General features: G+C 63.4%; 17 protein-coding genes and 1 pseudogene. 6 read left to right on the forward strand and 12 right to left on the reverse strand.

Annotation, left to right across the window (positions count from 1 at the left end):
• Window positions 1-2 precede the first annotated feature (2 nt).
• From Q0T48_RS19495 to Q0T48_RS19515, 5 genes and pseudogenes are all read right to left on the reverse strand, one after another.
• Entirely contained in the window at window positions 3-2,429 is a 2,427-nt protein-coding gene (locus tag Q0T48_RS19495) for an EAL domain-containing protein (protein ID WP_295959946.1), read from the reverse strand.
• Window position 2,430: 1 nt separating this feature from the next.
• A complete protein-coding gene (locus Q0T48_RS19500) occupies window positions 2,431-3,747 on the reverse strand; it encodes an HD domain-containing phosphohydrolase (RefSeq protein WP_295959949.1) in 1,317 nt (438 codons plus the stop codon).
• A 339-nt stretch (window positions 3,748-4,086) separates the two neighbouring features.
• On the reverse strand, window positions 4,087-5,619 hold the full coding sequence (locus Q0T48_RS19505) for a malonyl-CoA synthase (RefSeq protein ID WP_295959952.1): 1,533 nt from the start codon (window positions 5,617-5,619) through the stop codon (window positions 4,087-4,089).
• A 76-nt stretch (window positions 5,620-5,695) separates the two neighbouring features.
• Window positions 5,696-6,526, reverse strand: coding sequence for a prolipoprotein diacylglyceryl transferase (gene lgt / locus Q0T48_RS19510; protein ID WP_295959955.1), 831 nt, complete (start codon window positions 6,524-6,526; stop codon window positions 5,696-5,698).
• Window positions 6,520-6,711, reverse strand: a pseudogene (locus tag Q0T48_RS19515) (hydroxypyruvate isomerase); the annotation flags it as partial. The gene lgt and the pseudogene Q0T48_RS19515, both read right to left, overlap by 7 nt.
• A gap of 196 nt (window positions 6,712-6,907) precedes the next feature.
• On the opposite strand from Q0T48_RS19515, the gene Q0T48_RS19520 reads away from it, so the two are divergent.
• Together Q0T48_RS19520 and Q0T48_RS19525 are read left to right on the forward strand one after the other, a co-directional pair.
• A complete protein-coding gene (locus Q0T48_RS19520; RefSeq protein WP_295959958.1) occupies window positions 6,908-9,556 on the forward strand; it encodes a tetratricopeptide repeat protein in 2,649 nt (882 codons plus the stop codon).
• A gap of 2 nt (window positions 9,557-9,558) precedes the next feature.
• Complete coding sequence (locus Q0T48_RS19525) at window positions 9,559-9,957, forward strand: hypothetical protein (RefSeq protein ID WP_295959961.1); 399 nt, start codon at window positions 9,559-9,561, stop codon at window positions 9,955-9,957.
• A gap of 110 nt (window positions 9,958-10,067) precedes the next feature.
• Here Q0T48_RS19525 and Q0T48_RS19530 read toward each other — a convergent pair whose 3' ends face one another.
• Complete coding sequence (locus Q0T48_RS19530) at window positions 10,068-10,718, reverse strand: dihydrofolate reductase family protein (protein ID WP_295959964.1); 651 nt, start codon at window positions 10,716-10,718, stop codon at window positions 10,068-10,070.
• 121 nt (window positions 10,719-10,839) lie between these two features.
• Between Q0T48_RS19530 and Q0T48_RS19535 the strand changes: the two genes are divergently transcribed.
• Window positions 10,840-11,640, forward strand: coding sequence for a DUF3750 domain-containing protein (locus Q0T48_RS19535; protein WP_295959965.1), 801 nt, complete (start codon window positions 10,840-10,842; stop codon window positions 11,638-11,640).
• Between the two features lie 70 nt (window positions 11,641-11,710).
• On the opposite strand, the gene Q0T48_RS19540 is transcribed toward Q0T48_RS19535, so the two are convergent.
• A complete protein-coding gene (locus Q0T48_RS19540; RefSeq protein ID WP_295959968.1) occupies window positions 11,711-12,622 on the reverse strand; it encodes a LysR family transcriptional regulator in 912 nt (303 codons plus the stop codon).
• 106 nt (window positions 12,623-12,728) lie between these two features.
• On the opposite strand from Q0T48_RS19540, the gene ilvD reads away from it, so the two are divergent.
• Together ilvD and Q0T48_RS19550 are read left to right on the forward strand one after the other, a co-directional pair.
• Window positions 12,729-14,423 carry a dihydroxy-acid dehydratase gene (gene ilvD / locus Q0T48_RS19545; protein ID WP_295959970.1) on the forward strand — a complete coding sequence of 565 codons (1,695 nt, stop codon included), beginning with the start codon at window positions 12,729-12,731 and terminating at the stop codon, window positions 14,421-14,423.
• A gap of 19 nt (window positions 14,424-14,442) precedes the next feature.
• Window positions 14,443-15,507 (forward strand): acyltransferase, encoded by a 1,065-nt coding sequence (locus tag Q0T48_RS19550; protein WP_295959973.1) that lies wholly within the window; start codon window positions 14,443-14,445, stop codon window positions 15,505-15,507.
• A 16-nt stretch (window positions 15,508-15,523) separates the two neighbouring features.
• Here Q0T48_RS19550 and Q0T48_RS19555 read toward each other — a convergent pair whose 3' ends face one another.
• Complete coding sequence (locus Q0T48_RS19555) at window positions 15,524-15,766, reverse strand: TIGR04438 family Trp-rich protein (RefSeq protein ID WP_295959975.1); 243 nt, start codon at window positions 15,764-15,766, stop codon at window positions 15,524-15,526.
• 94 nt (window positions 15,767-15,860) lie between these two features.
• Between Q0T48_RS19555 and Q0T48_RS19560 the strand changes: the two genes are divergently transcribed.
• On the forward strand, window positions 15,861-16,166 hold the full coding sequence (locus Q0T48_RS19560) for a c-type cytochrome (protein ID WP_295959978.1): 306 nt from the start codon (window positions 15,861-15,863) through the stop codon (window positions 16,164-16,166).
• A 114-nt stretch (window positions 16,167-16,280) separates the two neighbouring features.
• Here the strand turns inward: Q0T48_RS19560 and Q0T48_RS19565 are convergent, their stop codons facing one another.
• The 4 genes from Q0T48_RS19565 to Q0T48_RS19580 form a co-directional block, all read right to left on the reverse strand.
• Entirely contained in the window at window positions 16,281-17,552 is a 1,272-nt protein-coding gene (locus tag Q0T48_RS19565; protein WP_295959981.1) for a DUF6445 family protein, read from the reverse strand.
• 136 nt (window positions 17,553-17,688) lie between these two features.
• A complete protein-coding gene (locus Q0T48_RS19570) occupies window positions 17,689-18,750 on the reverse strand; it encodes an ABC transporter ATP-binding protein (RefSeq protein ID WP_295959983.1) in 1,062 nt (353 codons plus the stop codon).
• The gene (locus tag Q0T48_RS19575; RefSeq protein WP_295960127.1) at window positions 18,743-20,278 is read right to left on the reverse strand and encodes an iron ABC transporter permease; all 1,536 of its coding nucleotides are present in this window, start codon (window positions 20,276-20,278) and stop codon (window positions 18,743-18,745) included. Before Q0T48_RS19575 ends, Q0T48_RS19570 begins: the two co-directional genes overlap by 8 nt.
• Window positions 20,279-20,342: 64 nt before the next feature.
• Window positions 20,343-21,353 (reverse strand): extracellular solute-binding protein, encoded by a 1,011-nt coding sequence (locus Q0T48_RS19580; RefSeq protein ID WP_295959987.1) that lies wholly within the window; start codon window positions 21,351-21,353, stop codon window positions 20,343-20,345.
• Window positions 21,354-21,366 lie beyond the last annotated feature (13 nt).

Here is a 21,366-nt window from a genome sequence, read left to right on the forward strand (position 1 = left end):
TCTTAGGCTGCCATCCGCTCCATGGCGTCGGCGATCACCCGGTCCAGATCCTCGCTGGGCACGCCGGGTGCACACAAAAACCCCTGGTACTGGTCGCACAGCAGGCGCTGCAACAGGTCGCGCTGGGCGACGGTTTCCACGCCCTCGGCAATCACCGTGAGCTTGAGTGCCCGGCCCATCTGGATGATGGCGCTGACGATGGCCTGGTCGCTCTCGTCATCGGGCAGGCCGCTGATGAAAGAGCGGTCGATTTTCAGCTTGTGAATGGGGAATTTCTTCAAATACGCCAAGCTGGAATAGCCGGTACCAAAATCGTCGATCGACAAAAATACCCCCAGCCCCGCCAGCGCCCGCAGCCGGGCCAGGGCCTCGTCTGCGTCTTGCACCAGGATGGATTCGGTCAACTCCAGCTCCAGCAGGGCCGGGGCCAGCCCGGAATCGGCCAAGGCACTGGCCACGCGTTCCACAAAATCGCTTTGCTGGAACTGCAGGGCCGACACGTTGACCGACACCCTGCGGTCATAGCCTTGACGTTGCCACACAGCCGCCTGCCGCACCGCCTCGTTGAGCACCCAGGTGCCGATGGTGATGATGTAGCCCGACTCTTCGGCCACCGGGATGAACTGGCCGGGCGACACCGAACCCCGCTCGGGGTCCTGCCAGCGGATCAACGCCTCCACGCCCAGCACCGCACCGGTGGTCAGGCTGACCTGCGGCTGGTAGTGCAGCCGAAAATGCCCGGCCTCCATGGCCTGGCGCAGGCTGTGCTCCATCTTCATGCGCGATAGCAAGGCCACGTTCATCTGCGGCTGGTAGAAGCGGAAATTGCCGCGGCCGCGTTCCTTGACGCGGTTCATGGCCGTGTCGGCCGACTTGATCATGTCGTCCAGCGTTTGTCCATCCACCGGGTACATGGCCACGCCAATACTACAACCCATCGAAAAATCCACCCCATCCATATGGAAAGGCTGGGCCAGGCTTTCCAGTACGCGCTGGGCCACCATCTTGGCCCCCTCGGCATCGGCCTGGTGCAGGTACATCACAAATTCGTCACCGCCCAGGCGGCACAAGGTGTCTACCTGGCGCAGGCAACGCAGCATGCGCTGCCCCACCTCGACCAGTACACGGTCGCCAAACAAATGGCCCAGCGAATCGTTGATATTTTTGAACCGGTCCAGATCGAGAAACAGAACGGCGAACTCGCCCCCGTCCCGCTCGGCCAAGCGCAATGCAAAGTCCACCCGCTGCGACAGCATCAGACGGTTCGGCAGGCCGGTCAGCACATCGGAATAGGCCAGCTGCTCGATGCGCTCGAAGCTGGCTTTCTTTTCGGTCAGGTCTTTGAAGAAACCAATGCTTTGCGTCACCACGCCCTGGGCATCGCGCAAGGCCACCCACGACAGATGCACCACACAGGTGCTGCCATCCCCGCGTTGGTGCAGGGCCTCACCATCCCAATGGCCTTCGCGGTGCCAGCCGCGCTGGACGCTGTTGAACAGCTCGCCGCCGCTGGTGTCCTGGAACAAGGTGGGGGCCAACTGCCCCATGAACTGCGCCTGGCTGGAGCGGCTCAAGCGCTCGCAGCTGGGGTTGACCGCCACAATCTGGTGCTGCGCATCGGCAATAAAAACCGCATCCAGGCTGGACTCGAACACCTTGCCCGCCAGCTGCAATTGCGCCTCGGACTCGACGCGCTCGGTGATGTCGCGAAACGAATACACCCGGCCAATCGACCGCCCCAGGCTGATCTGTGGCCGCGTCACACGCTTCAGAATTCGCCCGCTGCGCAGCAGCAGCATGTCGGTGCCCTGGTACAGCGGCGTGTTGACAATCAAGTCCATGCGCCGCTGGTAGGCTGCAATATTTACCACCACCCGGGCCATATGGGCGTACAACGCGGCATCGTTGTGCGGGTCCAGCAGGGCTTCGGGCAGGTCCCACAGCTCGGCAAACTGGCGGTTGCGCACCGTCACCACGCCGTCCAGGCTGCACACCAGAATGCCGTCTACCGTGGACTCCAGTGTGGCCTGCATTTCGGCCAGCACCAGCTCCAGACGGTCTTCCATCCTGCGCAGCGGGCCCAGGTCGCGCAGGGCCACCACGTACACCAACGCATCGTCGCCCAAGGCCAGCGGGCTGACGCGGCGATCCACCAGCAGGCTGCGGCCATCGGCATGCAAGACCAGGCTTTCGGAATGGATGCGTTGCTCCTGGGGGGCATGGCCTGCTGCCACGTCGGCCCAAAAATACAGGTCTTCGGGGACCGGGCTGAAGTCGGTGACCAACTGGCCCAGCATCGCATCGCGCGGCAGGCCCAGTAACTGGGCGGCTGCAGCGTTGACCATCACAATTCGGCAGTCGCTCGGCGCAACAATCCACACGGCATCGGGCAGGCTATCGATCAATGCCCCCAGCACACCGGTGTTCACCCTAGGCACCAGGCCGGTCGCTGCCGACCACCCGCTCAAAGAAATACGACACCCGCTGTCGGGGCGATAAATAGTCTTGCACCACGCGCGGCAGTTGCGAAGGTTTGAGGCTGCGCCTAATGCCCAGCTCGGGCGCGTGCTCCAGGTCCACCATCAAAGCCTCGTCGCGCGGCACGCTGGCATCGAACACGATCACGTAGGGCTTCAGGGGCCGGGTCGAATTAACCGACACCACCATTGCGTAGCCATCGTTGAGCAACTGCACCACCGAGCCCGGCGGGTACACGCCCATCATGCGGATGAACGCGCCCAATGTGGCGGTATCAAAGCGCGCTTTCATCTGGGCAAAAATCAGCGACAAAGCCTCGTGCGGGGTCATGGCATTGACCAGCCGGGGCGGGTTGCACAGGTTGTCGTAGCGGTTCACCAGCGCCAGAATTTTGCCGCTGGCCGACAGGTTGGCCCCCACCAGACCCGAGGGGAAACCACTGCCGTCGGCCAGTTCGTGGTGCTGGGCAATCGACCGCAAAACGTCTTCCGACAAACCCATGCGCCGCCCCATCACCAGGCTGTGCTCCACATGCTCCTGGTAGACCAACTGCTCGGAGGCCGAAAACCCTGGATCCTGGTAGCGCATACGCTCGGCCATCTGGACCTTGCCCAAGTCGTGCAGCAACGCCGCCAAGCCCAGGTCGGTGAGCGCAGCGGCCGGCAGCCCCAGGGCCTTGCCCAGCAGCAGCGACACGACCATCACATTGACCGGGTGCACCGCGCTGCGCTCGCCCATGGCCTCGGACAACAGGCGGATGGCCGACTCGCCTTCGGCCAGGATGTCGTCGACACACCCGGCCACCAGGGCCGTGCTTTCTTCGCGCATCTGCCCCGCCCGGCTGCTGGCTTGCTCTACGACCCGCCGGTACTGTTGGGTGGCTTCGCCAAACCGGCGTTCGCACACCGCCAGGCTGCGCCGCTGGGCTGCCAGCCGGTCACGGCGCTGCAAACGCAGCATTTCGGCTTCGCTCAAGGCAGGCTGGGGAGCGCTTTCAGGGTCTGGCGCGCTGGGGCTAGAAACCCGGTGGGGCAAGCCTTCGGGCTCGGCCAATGGCGCAGGAGAGCTGTCGGGAGGCGCATCGCTTTGGTCCGGAAAGTACCGCACCTGGCTCACGCCCAAGGACAGAATCGTCTTGATCTGGTCGTCCGAGGTGATTTTGAAGCTGCCCTTGGGAAAAGGATGGTCCATCCAGCCCAGGTCCAGCTGTATGAAGAGTCCACGCCGCAGTTGGGCAACGTCTATCCACCGAGAGGATGTTTCTCCCATGGTTCAGTCGTATACAGCTAAAAAATGCATTTTTTGATTATGCCGCCAGCGGGTGACATTTTGTTACTAAGCGTGAAATAGTTCACAGTAAAGGCATTTACTTTTGGCCTATGAAAATAACAAAACAGTACATAGAACAATGAAAAGTACCCGTAGTTATAACCCGGTGTAATCAGAATATCGTCAAAGCACCCGCAAACTTAAATCAAATCGTCACATTTTGTATATTGTGCGCGCGCTGCCAGGCATACACCAAGAACAGCTAAACCGGCCACAGTCAGGGAGACCTTGGAACCGGTTTTGACGGGCCACTGGATCGCCCCCAGCGAGGGGGTTGACTCAACCTGGGGGGGTTCCATAGATTGCGCGCAAGCTGTTTTTTTGCACTTTGCCCATCGCGTTGCGTGGCAACTCGGCCACTACAAAGCAGTGTTTGGGTACTTTGAAGTTGGCCATGCGGGCCTTCAGTGCCGCCAAAATCTGCACCGGGTCGATTACCGCCCCCGCCTGCGCAATGACTACGGCCACGCCCACTTCGCCAAAGTCGGCATGCGGCACGCCCACCACCGCACTCTCGGCCACGCCGGGCAGTTCATTGATGGCGGCCTCGACCTCGGCGGGATAAACGTTGTAGCCGCCACTGATGATCAGGTCTTTGCTGCGGCCCACGATGTGCACATAGCCCCGTGCATCGATCTGGCCCACGTCGCCGGTTTTGAAGAAGCCATCGACCGTGAACTCTTCGGCCGTCTTCTCGGGCATGCGCCAGTAGCCCTGGAACACGTTCGGCCCACGCACCTGGATGCCGCCGATCTCGCCCGTGGGCAGCGGCTGGTTCGCACCGTCCACCACGCGCAACTGCACGCCAGGCAGTGGGAAACCCACGGTGCCGCCGCGCCGCTCGCCGTCGTCGGCACGGTAGGGGTTGGAGGTCAGCATGGCGGTTTCGCTCATGCCGTAGCGTTCCAAAATGGTGTGGCCGGTTCGCGTTTGCCATTCTTTGAAGGTGTCGATCAGCAGCGGGGCCGACCCGGCGATGAACAAACGCATATTGCGCGCCGCCTCGGGCGTGAGCCCCGGCTCCTGCAGCAGGCGCACGTACAGCGTGGGCACGCCCATGAACACCGTGGCCCGGGGCAGCCATTCCACCACTTTGCGTGCATCAAACTTGGCGCTCCACAGCATCTTGCTGCCATTGAGCAGCGCACCGTGGAGGGCTACAAACAGGCCATGCACGTGGAAGATGGGCAAGACATGGATCAGCACATCGCTCGGCTGCCAGCCCCAGTAGTCCTTCAGCGTGGCGGCGTTGCTCAGCAGATTGCCGTGCGACAGCATCGCGCCCTTGCTACGCCCGGTGGTGCCGCTGGTGTACAGAATGGCGGCCAGGTCGTCGGCCTGTTGGTGCGCCACAGTGTGCTGGTCGCTGTGGTGGGCGGCACGGTCCAGCAGGGAGCCGGTGCGGTCGCTATTCAAGGTAAAGACGTATTCGGTGCCCGCCATGAAAGCGATCTTGCTGACCCAGCCAAAGTTGGGGGCACTGCAAACCACCACAGCAGGCTCGGCATTGCCAATGAAGTAGCGGATTTCATCGGCCTGGTAGGCGGTGTTGAGCGGCAAAAACACATAGCCCGCGCGCAAGGTGGCCAGGTACAAGACCATCGCCTCCACCGATTTGTCCACCTGCACGGCAATGCGGGCCCCGGCTGGCAGGCCCAATGAGGCCAGGAGATTGGCCAGCATGGCCGTGCTGCGGTCCAGGTCGCGCCAGGAGTACAACAGGCCGCTGTCGGTCTCTATGGCCACGGCATCCAGATCGGACGGGAAACCGGCCCGCAGCGCCGTAAACAGGTTGTTGTTGCGCTCGGGCATGCCGTGGTCCTTACAAGTCAAATACTATCTATTTCATAGCTACTAGCGTAGGTAGAACATACGCTAAAGGTCATTTTTACTTAAATTTTGTCTTTAACTGCGGCGTGGCGACTTTGCCCGCCCACCACCACATCAGCGCACCGCCCAGGATCATCGGCACGCACAGCCATTGGCCCATGCTCATGCCCAGCGACAGCAGGCCCAGGAAGGCATCGGGCTCGCGGAAGAACTCGGCAATAAAGCGGAACACGCCGTAGCCAAACAGGAATGCCGCCGCCACCTGGCCCGGCGCACGCTCTTTGCGCGCATACAGCCACAGCAACACGTACAGCAGCAAACCTTCCATCAGGAACTGGTAGACCTGCGATGGGTGGCGCGGCAGCGGGCCGCCGTCGCGGAACACCATGCCCCAGGGCAGATCGGGTGCACTCAGCCGTCCCCAGAGTTCGCCGTTGATGAAGTTACCGACCCGACCCGCCGCCAAACCGGTGGGCACGCAGGGCGCCACAAAGTCGGCCACTTGCCAAAACGGCTTTTTGCGCGAGTAGGCAAACCACACCATGGACGCAATCACGCCCAGCAACCCGCCGTGGAAAGACATGCCGCCTTGCCACACATAGAACACCTCCAGCGGATGGCTGAGGTAGTAGCCGGGCTTGTAAAACAGGCAGTAGCCCAGGCGCCCGCCCAGCACCACGCCCATCACGCCCAGGAACAAAATATCCTCCACGTCTTTGGACACCCAAGCCCCCGGCCCGGTGATGTGGACAAACGGCGGATGCCGCAAGCGGCGGATGCCCAGGAACATGAATAGCGCAAATGCGGCCAGATAGGTCAGGCCGTACCAGTGGACCGCGAGGGGCCCGATTTGCAGGGCGATGGGATTGATTACAGGGTGGATCAGCATGGGCGGTATTGTGCCTTCAGCCAAACCAGTTCTTCGCGGGTACCCGCCCGTGGCCGGTACCCGCAACCCACCCAGCGGGTGTAGCCCAGATCGTCCAGCAATTACAGCGACCGCAGCAAATACGGATAGTGCAACTCGCCCCGGTTGGGCTCCTGCCGGTCGGGCACGCCTGCAATTTGCACGTGGATGCGCTTGCAGCCCGTGGCCCGCGCGAGCTGCGGGGCCTCGACACCTTTGAACCCGTCTTCGGCGCATGCCTGGAAGCGGTCCATGAACGGGAATTCGGGATACAGCAACGAGAGGTTGGCGGCAAATTTGGCCATGGTTTACGTTTACGGAGCGCACTGCGCATACGATGTGCCAACTCTTCCAAAGGAGCCCATGCCGCACACCGCACACGTCACAGGCGATGGCAATACCGTGGTGCAGATTACAGGCGACCACAACACAGTGGTGCTGGGCCGCGCCTTCCTGACGCTCACGCGGTTTGACAGCCAGCGCCGCGCCTCCCATTCGCCGAGCCACCCGCTGAACGCCCTGTCGCCCTACTCCCGCTCCACCCGCCTGCTGGGCCGCGACGACGAACTGGCCAGCCTGCGCGCTTTTTTGTCCACCCCCAAACCCATCAGCGTACGCGCCATGGTCGGCAGCGGTGGCAGCGGCAAGACCCGGCTGGCGCTGGAACTCTGCGACCAGATGCAGACCGAGGGCTGGAACGCCGGCTTCGCCACCAGCACCGAGGCCGACCGCTTCCTCCAAGCCCAAAACCTCAGCGCCTGGGGCTGGCAAAAGCCCACTCTGGTGGTGATGGACTACGCTGCCGCCAAAGCCGAGGCACTGGGCCCATGGCTGGACGAACTGGCCGACCGCACCGCGGCAACTCCGCACCCCTTGCGCATTCTGCTGCTGGAACGCAGCGCCGACCCGGCCTCTGGCTGGTGGGCCAGCGTGTTTGGCGGCGGCTGGCGCGCCCTGGGCAAGCTGGCCTTGCTGGACCCCGCCGCGCCCGTACCGATTCGCCCGCTGGCCACGCCAGCGCACCGCGTCGCCTTGCTGCAGGACATGCTGGCCCTCGCCAGCCCCGCCCCACCTGTCGCGCTGCCACTGCACGACCCGGCGTTCGGCCAGCAGCTGATGCAGCTCAGTTGGGGCGGCGATCCGCTGTTTTTAATGCTAGCCGCCATGGCCATGGTTAGCCAAGGCCATGGCGCTCTGGCGCTGGGCCGCACCGACCTAGCCGACTTGGTGGCCCAAGGGGAAATCGACCGCCTCGCCAAACTGGCCCGCGCCCACGGCCTGACAGCCGACCTGGTGCTGCACCTGGCCGTCTGCGCCACACTGGCCCAGGGCCTGGCACGCGCCGCGTTTCTGCCCTTCGCCGCCACAGAACAACAAGCCACCGGTTGGACCCAGCCCGATGCCCCCGCCGCCCTGTTCAAGCTGCTGCAGCAAGCCCTGCCCGGCCCCCAAGGCATCGCCCCGGTGATCCCCGATATGGTGGGCGAAGCCATGGTGGTACGGTTGCTGCAGGGTGACGAAGGTCGGGAGGCTGTACTGCGTTGCTACGCCGCCACGGGCCATCGGGTGGCGGAGACGGTGATCCGGTGCGTGCAGGACTTTGCGGGGGTGGCAACAGGGCCGATAGGGTGGCTTACAGGTATCTTCGAAGCGGTACAAAACGATAAGTTGGCCCTCAACGCACTCGCCACGAGCCTACCGACCCAAAGTATGGCCCTGCGAGAACTCAATCTGCGAGTGATGCACCAGGTTCTGGCGATAAGTCCTGACCAGCCTGCAGCAGAAACCGCCGGTGCCCATGCTTATGCCCTGAATAACCTGGCTCTTGCGCAAAGGGCCCTCGGTCAGCACTTGCTGGCACTGCAGACTGCACAGCGGGCATTGGCAAAGTTTGCGAGCCTGGCGCAGCAATGGCCCACCGTATTTATGCCGGATCTGGCGGCAACCTTTGTCAATACATCCACCATGCACAACGCCTTGGGCCAGCATGTACAGGCCTCGCAAACCGCGCAACTGGCTGTAGACGTATACAAACACCTGGAGCAGCAGCAACCCGGTGTCTTTACGCCAGATTTAGCCAGAGCACTGGGTAACCTGGCCAACCGGCAGAGTGATCTGGGGCAGCTCGTATCAGCCGCGCAATCAGCGCAGTCGGCCGTAGCACTGCTGCGCCCGCTGCAAGCACAACAAATGGACGTATTTACCGCTGATCTGGCGATGGCACTGACCTGCCAGTCCAACGCGCACAGTGATTTGAACCAGCACCAAGCCGCGCTAGCAACCGGGCAAGAGTCTGTGGATTGGTTTCGTACACTGGCAGCGCAAAGACCAGACATCTATTCGCCAGATTTAGCCAAAGCACTCAATAACCTGGCGAACACGCACGGCAATCTCCTGCAACACGCAGAAGCACTCCAGCCAGCGCAGCAAGCGGTCCATATCAACCGCAACCTGGCTGCCCAAAGGCCAAATGTGTTTACACCAGACCTCGCCTTATCGCTCAACAATTTAGCCCTCATACAACGCAAGCTGGGCCAGGACGAGACGGCGTTAACGCTGGCCCACCAGTCTGTCCAGCTGTACTGCGACTTGGCAGAGCAGCTACCCGACGTCCACATAGTCCATCTGGCCAATGCATTAGAAACACGCGCAACCATACAAACCGCGATGGGCCAGCACCCGTCTGCCTTGGCATCCGCACAGCAAGCGGTCGATCTGTACCGCAGCATGGACACCATGCCGAGTGCCGTGCTGGCACCCCTGTTCGCCAGAGCCTTGATGGGTTTAGCCCGCACGAGCAGCCAAGTGTGGGGCGCAGCAGCGGCACTGGCCAGCGCGCGCGAAGCGGTAGCGCTCTTGCGCCCCGAGTTTTTGCTACAGCCAGAAGTCCACCACCAACCGATGGGATATCTTTTAGCCCATTACTGCAGGCTGCACGACGCAGCGGGCGAAGAATTCGATGCCGACTTACTGGAGCCCCTGAACCGCTACTTCAACCCACCACAGGAATAACCATGCTCGACCCTACCGTTCTAAGCACCCTGGCCAGCGCCACCGTGGCCCTGCTTGCACCCCTGGTCGGCAAAGCCTTTGAAAAAGGGGCCGAAGAAGCCGCCAAAGGCACGGCAGGCCTGCTGGTGGAGCGCCTGAAAGCCCGGCTCAGCGGCACCCGCGCCAAAGACGCGCTGGACGATGTGGCCCAGCAGCCGCAGGACACCGACAGCCAGGCGGCATTGCGCGTGCAACTCAAAAAAGCCATCGAGGCCGAGCCCGCGCTGGCGGACTTTTTGCAGCAATGGCTGGAAGATGGCCGCAAACAGGCTGCAGCACTGGGCATCCAGCAAACCGCCACCGTCACCGGGGACCACAACAAAACGGTGCAAATTGCGGGGTCGGGCAATTCGGTGGGTTGACGGGCCACACTGCAGCTTCACTATTGAATTTATAGCTACCTGTGCATATGAAATAAGCGCGAGAACCTACTTTTATATCGTAAAAGTGTTTAGGTTGGGCATGCCCGTGGTCACTGCCGGGTCAACACCACGTGGGTGGCCAGTGGTGAGCTCTCGCACCGGGTGCAGGCGTAGCCCAAGGCGGGAAGGTTCACGCCTTCGAAGAGCCGCTCGCCAGAGCCGAGCAGGACGGGGGAGATGGCGATGTGCATCTCGTCGATCAGGCGCTGGCGAAGGTACTGTTGGATCACGCTGACACCGCCACCCAGACGCACATCCTTGCCTCCGGCTGCTTCTCGCGCACGCTCCAGTGCGACCGCAATGCCTTGCGTCACGAAGTGGAAGGTGGTGCCGCCTTCCATGACCAACGGTGCGCGGGCGTGGTGGGTCAGCACGAACACCGGCACGTGGTAGACCGGGTTATCGCCCCACCATCCGCGCCAGCTCTCGTCCGGCCACGGTCCGCGCACCGGCCCGAACATGTTGCGGCCCAGAATCCAGGCCCCGATGTTCTGAAAGCCCCGCGCGGCAAACTCCTCGTCGACACCTTCCGTCGATCCGCCATCGCCACCAAACACGTGCTGGCGAAACGTGCGCGTGGACATCGCCCAGCCATGCAGCCCGGTGCCGCCCACGCCGAGCGGGTTGTCGAGGTCCTGGTTCGGACCTGCGCCGAAGCCGTCGAGAGAGAGGGTGAAACTTTCTACGCGAAGCTTGGACATGGCATTTCTCCAGGTTGCGAGTGGCGACGAAATTTGTTTGCCCGCCGCACGGAACCATGACTATAGCCCGGCGAAAGCACGCCATGCGCCTGGGGAATCCCCGCAAAGGCATACTCCCGCCATGGCTTCCGGCACACCGCTCAACACCTCTTCCCCCCACCCAACCCGCACCCGCCTGCGCTGGCCGCTGCGGCTGCTGGGCCTGGTGCTGCTTTTGCTCCTCGGCCCCATGGGCGTGCTGGCCTCGGGCACGCTGGATTTGCAGACCCCTTGGAACCAAGCCCGCAGCGACAGCACCGGCCAAACGCCCGACCCGGCAGTAGAGCGGCGCGCGGTGGTGCAGGTGTTTGGGGCGCGCACCGTGCGCTGGCGCGGCTCTTTTGCCATCCATCCGTGGATCGCGGTCAAGCGCCCGGGCGCAGACCACTACACCACCTACCAGGTGGTGGGTTGGCGCGCCCAAAACGGCGAGGAATCGCTGGTCACCGGCAGCAGCAGCCATCCCGATGCCCGCTGGTACGGGGCCTATCCACAGCTGCTGGCAGACCACCGTGGCGCGGACGCAGACGGCATGATCGATGCCATCGAGGCGGCGGTGGCCGACTATCCCTGGGGCCACGAATACCGACTCTGGCCCGGCCCGAACAGCAATACCTTCGTCGCCTGGGTCGCCCGCCGCGTGCCCGCGCTGCACCTGGACCTGCCGCCCACGGCTATCGGCAAGGACTATCTGGGTGCCAGCACCTTCATCGACCATGCCCCCAGTGGCACGGGCTGGCAGGTGTCGCTGCTGGGGCTGGCAGGGGTGACGGTGGCGCGGGAAGAAGGCCTGGAGCTGAACCTGCTGGGGCTGGGCTTCGGCATCGATGTGAACCACCTGCAGCTGCGCCTACCGGGCTTTGGAAAAGTGCCCTCGCGGTAAGCTCTAGATTCAGTAAAAAATAGGCCTCTAGCGATTATTCCACCTACACTAGCAGCTATCAAAAATAGAGCTACTGCGCTACAAAAGCAATAAAGCGCTGCAGCGCCGGGCTGGGCTGGGCCGCCGACCACACCAGGCTGGTTTCGCACCCTGGCAGAGCCACGCCACCTTTGCCCTTTTTGCCCGGCTCCATGCTGCGGTACACCACGCCCGGCCGCTGGAACTGCGTCACGCTGTGCGGCACCCAGGCGCAGCCCAGCCCGGCAGACACCAGGTTGACGATGGTCTGCATCTGGATAGCCTCCTGCGCCACGGTGGGCAGGTGCCCGGCGGCGTGGTAGGCGGCAAAGATCGCGTCATACAGAGACGGCACGATGCGGCGCGGAAAGATCACCAGCGGTGCGTCCAGCACGGCGGCCAGCGTCAGCCGGGGCAGTGCGGCCAGGGCGTGCTGCTCGGGCACGGCCAGCACCAACGGCTCCTGGTGCACGGTGTGGCGCTCCAGCCCGACCGGGGCGAAACCCGGGGCGTGCAACATGAAGCCCGCGTCCATCTCGCCCCGGGCAAAGGCTTCCAGCTGCACATCGCCGGTGGCCTCTACCAGCTCCATCTGCACCTGCGGGTACAGGGCGCGAAAGCCGCGCACCCACTGCGGCAGCAGCGCAAACCCCACCGTGGACACAAAGGCCAGCCGCAGGCGGCCCAGCTCGCCCGCCGCCGCCGCCCGGGCGTGCTCGGGCAAGGCCTGGGCCCGGGCCAGCAGGTCCAGCACCTCGGGCAGCAGCGCCCGCCCGGTGGCGGTGAGCTGCACGCTGCGCTTGGTGCGGTCAAACAGGCGCACGGCCAGGCGCTTTTCCAGCAGGGCGATGGCCTGGGTCAGCGGCGGCTGGGTCATATGCAGGCGCTGGGCGGCGCGGCCAAAGTGCAGCGCGTCGGCCAGCACGGCAAACTGGTTCCACAGTCTTAATTCAATGTCATTCATATGCACAACATATTAATACGCACTTAAAAATAGATTGGACTCGTATTTTCGGGTGGCGGATACTGCAGCCTGCAAAATAGCTTCCCCACGACACAAAGAGACCCCCATGGAAACCAAACCCATCGTTTTGAACCCCCGCTCCAAGAACATCACCGAAGGCAAGTCGCGCGCGCCCAACCGCTCGATGTACTACGCCATGGGCTACGAAGAAGCGGATTTCAAGAAGCCCATGGTCGGCGTGGCCAACGGCCACAGCACCATCACCCCCTGTAACAGCGGCCTGCAAAAGCTCACCGACGCGGCCATCGCGGCGATTGAAGCGGCGGGCGGCAACGCCCAGGTGTTCGGCACGCCCACCATTTCCGACGGCATGGCCATGGGCACCGAGGGCATGAAATACAGCCTGGTCAGCCGCGAAGTCATCAGCGACTGTATTGAGACCTGCGTGCAAGGCCAGTGGATGGACGGCGTGCTGGTGGTGGGCGGCTGCGACAAGAACATGCCCGGCGGCCTGATGGGCATGCTGCGTGCCAACGTGCCCGCCATCTATGTGTACGGCGGCACCATCCTGCCCGGCACCTACAAGGGCAAAGACCTGAACATCGTCAGCGTGTTCGAAGCCGTGGGCGAAAACGCCGCCGGCCGCATGAGCGACGAAGACCTGCTGCAGATCGAGCGCCGCGCCATCCCCGGCACGGGCTCCTGCGGCGGCATGTACACGGCCAACACCATGTCCAGCGCGTTCGAGGCTTTGGGCATCAGCCTGATCTACTCGTCCACCATGGCAAATCCGCACGACGAGAAGCTGAACTCGGCGCAGGAATCGGCCCGTGTGCTGGTCGAGGCCATCAAAAAGGACCTCAAGCCCCGCGACATCGTGACCCGCAAGTCCATCGAAAACGCCGTGGCCGTGATCATGGCCACCGGCGGCTCGACCAATGCCGTGCTGCACTTCTTGGCCATCGCCCACGCGGCCGAAGTCGAATGGACGATTGACGACTTCGAGCGCGTGCGCGTCAAAACCCCGGTGCTGTGCGACCTGAAGCCCAGCGGCAAGTACCTGGCCGTGGACCTGCACCGCGCGGGCGGCATCCCGCAGGTGATGAAGACCCTGCTGGCCGCCGGCCTGCTGCACGGCGACTGCATCACCATCACCGGCCAGACCGTGGCCGAGGTGCTGGCCGACATCCCCGACGTGCCGCGTGCCGACCAGGACGTGATCCGCCCCATCACCAACCCCATGTACGCCCAGGGCCACCTGGCCATCCTCAAAGGCAACCTGTCGCCCGAGGGAGCGGTGGCCAAGATCACCGGCCTGAAGCGCCCGGTGATGACCGGCCCGGCCCGCGTGTTTGACGACGAGCAGTCGGCCCTGAAAGCCATTTTGGCCAACCAAATTGTGGCGGGCGACGTGATGGTACTGCGCTACCTGGGCCCCAAAGGCGGCCCCGGCATGCCCGAAATGCTGGCCCCCACCGGCGCGCTGGTCGGCCAGGGCCTGGGCGAGTCGGTCGGCCTGATCACCGACGGCCGCTTCTCCGGCGGCACCTGGGGCATGGTGGTGGGCCACGTGGCCCCCGAGGCGGCGGTCGGTGGCACCATTGCCTTCATCGAAGAGGGCGACTCCATCACCATCGACGCGCACCAGTTGCTGTTGCAACTCAACGTGGATGACGCCGTGATCGCCCAGCGCCGCGCCGCCTGGACAGCCCCCAAGCCCCGCTACACCCGCGGCGTGCAGGCCAAGTTCGCCTTCAACGCATCCACCGCCAGCAAGGGCGCGGTGCTCGACGCGTATTGAGCTGACGCAGCGATAAAACATGCGCACCGTGCAGTCGGCAGTCGCCCATCCGAAGAATAATTTCGATGCTGTACGGCTGATTGCCGCCCTGTGCGTGCTGTTTTCGCACCAACTAGCGTTGGGAAATCTGCCTGAACCCAGGGTATTGGTGGTTCACACGTTAGGTGGAGTTGGCGTACTGGTTTTCTTCTCCATCAGCGGCTTCTTGGTGGCGCGCAGTTGGAATGCCGATCCGCATATCGGTCGATTTGCTGCGAAGCGCCTGTTGCGCATCTGGCCAGGTTTTGCCGTGGTGATCTTGCTTACAGCATGCGTGTTGGGGCCGTTGGTGAGCCCGCTTTCCATACAAGACTATTTCACCGACATTGGGTTTTGGCGATATTTCAAAAATCTGCTTTTCAAACTGCAAGAAGTTTTGCCGATCAACTTTGACGGCAGTCCTTACCCTCATTCGGCAAATGGTTCGCTGTGGACACTTCCCATGGAACTACAGTGTTATTTGGTTCTCGGCCTATTCGGTATCGTCGACCTGATGCTCCACCGTTGGCGGTGGCTACTTATGGCGGTGATGCTGGCCGTTACCGTGGTGTACATGGTGATTCCAGCCGCGGGAGAGGATTGGAACAACCCATGGAGCTGGTCTAGAGGATGTCGCGACTTCCTGGAGTTCGGCATGTTTTTCATGGCAGGCGGATTGTTTGCGGTGTTTCGCATGCATGAAAGTCCTTGCAAAGCCCGATGGATGCTGGCCGCCTGCTGGGTCTTGGGTGCTGCTGCGGTAGCCGCCAACTGCAACCTGTTGGCATTGTGGCTGGTGGTACCCACTACAGCGGTGATGATCAGCAACGCCAGCACCCCCGGTCTTCGGCGTGCAGGGCGTTTTGGTAATCTGTCTTATGGCATGTATATCTACGCATTCCCTGTGCAACAAACCTTAATCTGGCTGTACCGCGACACACTTTCGTGGCAAACACTACTGGGTCTGGCGTTGGCGATCACATTGACGCTCGCCTTCGCGTCATGGCACTTGGTAGAAAAAAGAGCATTGCAATGGAAACCTCGGCGAGCCTACGTGCCAGCGTAGCGGTCAAGATTCAAATTCAGCGCGGAGGCTTGCGCTTGGTGCCCATGGCTTCCTTGTTTTTGTCGATGCGCGTCTGCTTGCGCGCTTCCTCGCGCTGCATCACTTTGCGCTTGGTATAGCCGGTGGTGTCGGCCCACCACCACCACAGCACGGCCAGCATGAAAGGCGACAGCACGATGGTCCAGCTCCAGCCCACCACGGGGGCGATGGCCAGGTACTTCAGCACGACCAGCAGCAATCCAATTCCCAAAAACAGCATGTTTGCCTCCTGCAGGGAATACCGTCTGCACCGCTGCAGGGTCTGGCACCGCCCGATAAAATTATTCACTGTACCCCACACCATAAGGAAAAAAATGAGACAAGCCCTGATTACTTTGGCACTGGCTGCCGCCTGCTGCACCCCCGCGCTGGCCAGTCTGGACTTGGCCAAGGCCAAGAACTGTCTGGGTTGCCACGCGGTGGACAGCAAACTGGTGGGCCCGGCCTTTAAGGATGTGGCCGAAAAATACCGGGACGACAAGGGTGCGGCCGCGCAACTGGCGCTGAAAATCCGCAAGGGCGGCTCCGGCGTGTGGGGGCCCATGGCCATGCCCGCCAACGCCCAGGTGAACGAGGCCGACTCCAAGAAACTGGCCGCGTGGGTGCTGTCGCTGAAGTAAGCCCACCGCTGCACGCCCACCAAAGCCTGCGTTATTGCCGCAGGCTTTTTTAATAGTCTTTTAGGCCTCTAGCGCAATACACACATACGCTAGTAGCTATATAAAATATAGCGATCAGGTGGCAGTCTGGAAATGGAACAGCTGCACCAGCCGCCCGTTGTCTGGCTGGTTGCCAAACAGCTCGCTCACGGCGTGGAAGTAGTCGCTGCGAAAGACGACCAGGCGGTTGAAGCGCATCGGCACCTCAAACAACCATTCCCAGCGGCCATCGCGCTGCGCACGCCACTGGGCAAACGGCTGGAGCTTGTTGGGCGGCAGGTGGCGTTTTTGGAAATCCAGCAGGCTGGCGAACCCTCCGGCCTGCACGTCGGCGGCTTCCGGGCGGCGCGCCAAGCCGGTGGCGCGCTGGCGGTAAAAGCTGGTGCCGCCCTGGCAATCCTCGGGCAAGCTCAGGTACAGCACGCCGCCAAAAATATGCGGCAGCGTGGGGCTGTCCACATGCACGTCGGCGCGGGCCTCGTCCGTGGCCAGGCTGACGCGCAGGGCCCCGTGGTCGGGCGAATCCCATTTGACAGTGCGGCCCAGCGCGTCGGCAATGCGCTGCATGGTGGCATCGCAGGTCTGGGCGGCGGTTTGCACGCCAGGGAACACGCCATTGGCCAGCAGCTGGGTGCGCTGCAGGCACAGGGCCAGGGCTTGCGCCCGAAAGGCCAACGGGTCCTCTAAAAAATCATCGATGACCAGCAGGTCGCGCTCTAGGCAGGCGGCGGCTAAATCTACGCCAGGCGCGGCGCGCAGTGCATCCAGTGGCGGTGGCACGGGTCGGGTTTCGTGAGGTTCGGCATAGCCCAGGTTCAGGCGCTGTGCCACTTGTTTGTCGCCCAGTGCCAGCGCAAGCTGGCTGCTGGCCAGGGCCTCGGGCAGGCTCCAGCGCTGGTGCTGCAACTGGGCCAGCGCCTCGTGCCAGGTGGCTTGCTGGCCATCCAGCGCCACGGCTGCGGCATAGCGGCGTTCGGCTTCGGCGTAACGGTTGAGCTGGATCTGCAGCGCGCCCAGCTGGGCGAGTGCTTGCGGGCTCACCGGCTCGACAGCGCAGGCAGCCTCCAGCACCGCGCAGGCCTCGTCGGTCTGCCCTTGCTGGGCCAGCACCTGCGCCAATTCCAGGCGGTAGGTAATAGCGGTGGGTTCCAGGGCAATGGCCTGGCGGACCAGTGGCACGCCTAAAACGGCCATGCCCATGGCCACGTAAGCCATGCCCATCAGGTGCAAGGCCTCGGGATGCTGAGGCTGCTCCTGCAGCGCCGACTGGTAGCAGGCAAACGCCTGGTTGGTACGGCCCTGCGCCTGGTGCGCACGGCCCTGGTTGAGCAGCTTGAGCGCCCTCATGCTGCTTGCCCCGAAAGAAAAAACTCTGCTTGTGTGGAAACCACGTCCACTCCCAAAACCCCCATGCGCGACTCCTGTGTGCACAGCGCCCTGCAAGCCTGCAGGAACCACTGAGCGCCCACTGTACCGCGCCGACTTAAGGATTGTGTAAACCGCCCTGCCCCACATGGGCATAGGCAAACGGGTCACCCAACACCGCCAGCGCCACCGCTTGCCCCACCCGCAGGAAACGGTAGTCGTCGGCGCGGGCTCCGAGGCGGCTGCCGTCCGCCAGGCGTACCGTCAGGCGTGTGTCGCCACCCTGGAACAGGATGTCCTCCACCCAGGCTTGCACGGGGGTCGCGCCAGGCAGGGCCGAAGCGCGTATTTGCTCGGGCCGCAGCAAGAGCTGCACCGGGCCGTCTGGCACGGCGTTGGCCAATGGCAGCTGCCCCAGAGCACAGTGCGCATACCCGGCCTGCGCCATGCCGTCCAACCACACCGCCTCGCCCACAAAGTTGGCCACATCGCGGTTGGCGGGCTGGTAGTAAACCTGTTGCGGCGCGGCGGTTTGTAGCATTTCGCCGCCCCACAGAATGGCGACCTGCTGGCCCATCGCAAAAGCTTCGGCCTGGTCGTGCGTGACCAGCAGCGCCGTGGCATGAGCGGCTTGCAATGCAGCTGCCAGCGACTGCCGGGTTTCCACCCGCAAACCCGCATCCAGGCCCGAAAACGGCTCGTCCAGCAACACCAGGGCCGGGTTCGGTGCCAGGGCCCGCGCCAGGGCCACGCGCTGCTGTTCGCCACCCGACAACTGCTGGGGCGAGCGCTGCGCCCAGGCCGGTGGCAGGCCGACCATCTCCAGCAGCTCCGCCACTCGGTAGGCTGCCCGGCGCTGCGCCAGGGGCAGGCCAAAAACGATGTTGTCGGCCACCGACAGGTAGGGAAACAAGGCGCCTTCTTGCGGCACGTAGCCAATGCGCCGCTGCTCGGTCAGCACATGCAGGCCGGTTGCGGACACCCGCACGCCGTCCAGCGTGATCTGCCCCTGGTCGGGCAGGTCAAAGCCGCAAATCAAGCGCAGCAGCGTGGTTTTTCCGCCGCCCGACGGGCCCAAAATGGCGGTCAGGCTGCCCGCCGCCACGGTCAGGCTGACATCGCGCAGCACGGCCCGCCCGGCAAAGGATTTGCCTAGGTTTTCAATCCGCAACTCAGCCATTTTTGTTTCCCAGCAGCGACATCAGCGCCCAGGTCGCCAGCAGCGAAATGCCCACCAGCAGGGCCGCATACGGTGCCGCCGCCGCAAACGCCAGCGTCGAGGTATCAGACCACATCTGGGTGGCCAGTGTCAGGGTGCCAATCGGCGACAGCATCAAGGTGGCGGTGAGTTCGGTCACCACCGCAATGAACACCATGGCCCCCGCCGCGCACAGGCCAGGGGCCGCCAGCGGCAGTACCACGCGCAGCGCCGTGCCCCAGGCCGACAGCCCCAGTGCGCGCGCCACCTCTTCCAGCCGGGGCTGCACCTGCGCATAGGCCGCGTGCACGTTCACCAGCGCCAGCGGCAAAAAAAGTATGGCGTAGCTGACCACCAGCATCGCCGTGCTTTGGTACAGCGGCTGCAGCACGGTGATGCCGATAGACACCACGGCCAGCGCCACCACAATGCCCGGCAGGCCCTGCGCCAGGAACACACAACGCTCCAGCAGGCTGGACCAGCGCCCCGGATAGCGCACCAGCAAGATCGCCAGCGGCAAGGCCAGGGCCGTGGTCAGCAGCGCCGCGGCCAGGCCCAGCTGCACCGAATTGGCGGTGGCCTGCCACAGCAGGGCCGCGGTGGCCAGCACCGGGGTGGTGGCATCGGCTCCGGTCTGGGTCAGCCAATAGCCAATGGCCAGCAGCGGCACGCCCAGCGCCGTGGCCACCAGCAATGCCAACCCGCCCAGCACGGGCAGACGGGTCCAGCCCAGCCGGTACACCAGGGCGGCGCGCCGGGTGCCCCGGTCGGGCTTATGGTAGCGGGCATGGCCGCGCACGCGCGCCTCGGCCAGCAGGCACAGCACGCACAGGCCTATCAGCACACAGGCCAGCAAGGCGGCACCACTGCTGTCAAAGCTGGAGCGGTATTCGGCGTAGATTTCGGTGGTGAAGGTGCGAAAGCGCAACAGCACAAACGCCCCAAATTCGGACAGCACCCCCAGCGCCACCAGCAGCATGCCGCCCAAAATGGCATGGCGCAGCTGCGGTAAGACAACGCGGGTAAAACAGGCCCACGGCCCCAGACCGAGCGCACGGGCGCTCTCCTCCAGCGCCGGATCCATACCGCGCAAGGCGGCCGACACCGGTAAAAACACCAGCGGGTAGTACACGCTGCAGACCACCAGCAGTGCACCGGCAAAGTCTTGCAGATCGGCGCTGATGGACAACCAGGCATAGCTGCTGATGAACGGTGGAATCGCCAGCGGCACCGCCACCAGCAGCGCCCACACGCGGCGAAATCGCAAGGTGGTGCGCTCTACGCACCAAGCTGCCGCCGTGCCCACCAGTGCGCACACCAGCGTGGCCGCCGCCGTGATCGACAAGGTATTGAGCAGCAGCCGGCCCACCAGGGGGCGAAACAGGATTTCGCCCGCTTCCGCCAGGTCAAACTGCGTGGCATCCCAGAGCGTGGAGGCCAGGGGCAAAAACACCAGCAAGGCCGCCAGCACCCCACCGAGCAGCAAGCCCGTGGGGGTGCGACGGCGCATGCTGGCGTTGACGTTGGCGTTAGTCTTCGCGTTGATGAGGGCAACAGCAGCCACAAAGATGCCGCTACAGCAAACCGGCCTGGCGCAGCAGCTTGGGCACTTCGATGGCATTGCCCAGCATCTCGATGCTGACGGCCGGTGGGCTTAGCTGGTCCAGGGGTTTGAGCAAGGGGTCGGCAGCAATGCCAGGGTGCAGCGGGTATTCGAAATCGACCTTGCTTTTAGCCATCAGCTGCTGGGCGCGTTCGCTCACTAGGTAGGTCAGAAACTGCTGCGCACCCTCGGGGTTGTGGGCGGTCTTGAGCACCGCCGCACCCGACACGTTGACCAAAGCCCCCACGTCGCTATTGCCGAAATGGTGCAGCGCACTGCGCGTGGCCTTGTCGCCCAGTTGCACGTGCATGCGGGCCCAGTAGTAGCTATTCAGAATGCCCACCGCCACCGAGCCCCGGTTGACCGCCGCAGCTACGCCCTCGGAATCGTCGTACATCTGGGCGTTGTCGCGCATGCCTTTGAGCCAGTTCAACGTCACGTCATGGCCTTTGAGCGCCAGCATGGCACCGACCAGGGGCAAAAAGTCTGCATCTTCGGGGGCGATGGCAATCTTGCCCTTCCAGGCCGGGCCTGCCAGGTCCAGCATGGACACCGGCAACTGTTTGGCATCCAGGAGAGTGCTGTTGTAGACCAGCACGTTTTCACGCGCCAGCACGCCCAGCCATTGGCCAGATGGTGAGCTGGAGCGGACGGGCACTTCGGCCAGCGCAGCGGGGGCTACCTTGGCAAACATGCCTTTTTGCTCCAGCAGGGTCAGCTCAGGGGAGTTTTCAGTGAAGTACACGTCCGCCGGGGACGCTGCGCCCTCTTTCAGCAACTGGGCGGCCAACTGCGGCCCTTCGCCGTGGCGAACCTTGACCACAACGCCGGACAGTTTTTCAAAGTCCTTGACCAGCAGGTTGACCATTTGCTCATGCTGGGCACTGTACAAAATGACGCTGGGTGCCGCCATCGCCGCCCTCGCACACAGGCTGGCCACAGTGGCCAGCAATAAAACGCGGGCGATTGCAGGGAAGTTCATGGTGATTCTTTCA

This window comes from Rhodoferax sp. (assembly GCF_025354435.1).
Classification (GTDB): Bacteria; Pseudomonadota; Gammaproteobacteria; order Burkholderiales; family Burkholderiaceae_C; genus Rhodoferax_B.